Consider the following 2090-nt stretch of genomic DNA (forward strand, 5'->3'; position numbering starts at 1 on the left):
TTCATTGAGTATAAAATACTACATAAAAACTCTCTGTCACGGACGACAAAGAGTCTTTTTATTTTTTAAGAGTAAATCTTTCAAAGAAATCAAAGTTACAGCAAACAATATCATTGCCATACCAAGAAAATCAATGGGATAAAATTGTTCATTCATGATTAAGAAGGCAAAGAAAACCGCCGATATTGGCTCAATTGAAGCCAACAAGCTTGACTTAACCGGTCCGATCAGACTGGCTCCTTTTAGAAAGGCTGTATAGGCAAAGACAGTCCCGATAAGGATAATACCTGCAAAAGCAAGAAGAAAATCAAGACTAGTCGGGATAGCGGCCTGTAGAACACCTGTAAAAGGAAGGGAGACCAAACCAGCTATGACCATTCCCGCTCCAATGACCAAACTGCTCCCCCACTTCTTAATCAGGGCTATGGGCAAAATGATATAAAGTGCATAAGTCAAGGCAGAAAAGAGACCCCAGAACAGGCCTGCAGGTGTCATGGATAACTGGTCCAACTGCCCATGAGTGGCGATCAGGAAGGTTCCTCCAATGGCGAATATGATGGAAATAATCTCTCCCAGTGTCGGTGCCACCTTATCCTTGATACAGCTATAAATCAAAATCCCGACAGGACAAACATACTGAAGCACTGTTGCGGTTCCTGCATTGGTCTCCTGAATAGCAGTTAGATAGGCAAATTGATTGAGGAATAGACCAATTAGAGCAAAAAGAAGAAGAGGCAGCAAACTCTTTCTATCCTTTAAAAAGGTCAGCATTTTATCCTTTGCAGTAGCATAAGCCAAGAGCATAAGAATTCCACCGGCGATTAAAAGACGCAAGTTGGTCAAGACCAGAGCCGAAATTCCGTGTGCCATCAGATATTGGCCACTTGTTCCCGACAAACCCCAAGCAATCCCAGCCACAACTGTTAGTAAAGTCCCTTTTAAACTATTTGACATGTCTCTCCTTACTCTTGTTTGCGAATCAAGTCCATCACTTGATTACGGTCTACAATCCACTGAATTCTCTCATCCTTTTCATAGGTACGATTTGATAGGAAAATGGCCGCTTCTTGCTTCTGACGATTCCACATGATAAAGGTACCTGTATAGCCCGTATGGTCTAGCCAATCTCCTTCCAAATTCCATGCCAAAGAACGTTCCTTGTCATCCAAAGGAGAAAAGTTTTGACTCAAATCTCTTGCAAAATCATCTGCTAAATAGTGTTCTAAAAAGATTTGTAAATCCTTTACAGTCGAAAATAAACCAGCACTACCAGCATGTCTGCCCAAGAGGCGAGCCTTGGGATCATGTACCAGACCTGCCTCGACATCTCTGACGGTTGGAACAGCAAGCTCAACAGGGCCAAACTGGGTATCCGTCATTCCCCACGGTTTCCAGACTTGTTCTTGTAAAATCACATCCAAGTCTTGATTAAAGATTCTTTCCAAAATAAAGCCCAAAAGTAAAAAATGGACATCCGAATAAAGAAAGGCTGGCTGACTTCGTCTCTTGAGATGAAACATAGCTTCCTTTAATTCAGAAGCTGTTAAAAGATCACGATTGGGAATAAACGGATCAAGATCTGTAGCGTGGGTTAAGAGCTGGCGAATAGTGATGTCTGGATAATCACTCTCAGGTAAAAAATCGGTTACTGGTCTGTCAATATCTAATTGACCTTTTTCCCACAAAAAAGTAAAAACGGTGCCAACCCCAACAACTTTGCTAACACTAGCTAGGTCATAAACTAGTCCTGCCTCAGTCTGCAAGCCATGCTCTGGGTCACTCTGGCCTAAATAGAACTCTGTCCATTGATTGTCCTTAAAATACGCAAAAGAGGCTCCGGGATAAATCCCTGCCTCGATTTGTTCTTCTATTTTTTTAATAATCTTGGTCCACTTCATACTTCTTCAAACCACAATTCAACATTATTTCTATCTTTACCAAGGAAGAATTTTTCAGACTTAGGAATAAAATATTCAGTAGACTCAAACTTCTGACGAAGACTTTCTATATCTAGTTCATTGACCAAAAACTTGAGCATAGATAAGTCCCAAGTAACCGTATTGTTCACAGTCAAATCTTGACCCTGAGCT

General features: G+C 41.1%; 3 protein-coding genes. All 3 read right to left on the reverse strand.

Annotated features, from left to right (window positions below; all coding sequences use genetic code 11):
* Positions 1–36 precede the first annotated feature (36 nt).
* Positions 37–954 carry a DMT family transporter gene (locus HT730_RS10290; protein WP_173307532.1) on the reverse strand — a complete coding sequence of 306 codons (918 nt, stop codon included), beginning with the start codon at positions 952–954 and terminating at the stop codon, positions 37–39.
* A gap of 8 nt (positions 955–962) precedes the next feature.
* A complete protein-coding gene (locus HT730_RS10295; RefSeq protein ID WP_173307533.1) occupies positions 963–1898 on the reverse strand; it encodes a serine hydrolase domain-containing protein in 936 nt (311 codons plus the stop codon).
* The coding region (locus HT730_RS10300) for a CppA C-terminal domain-containing protein (RefSeq protein WP_275690513.1) at positions 1895–2090 on the reverse strand (196 nt) is incomplete at its 5' end. The genes HT730_RS10295 and HT730_RS10300, both read right to left, overlap by 4 nt.

The sequence above is a fragment of the Streptococcus sp. k-628 genome (assembly GCF_013277475.1).
Classification (GTDB): Bacteria; Bacillota; Bacilli; order Lactobacillales; family Streptococcaceae; genus Streptococcus.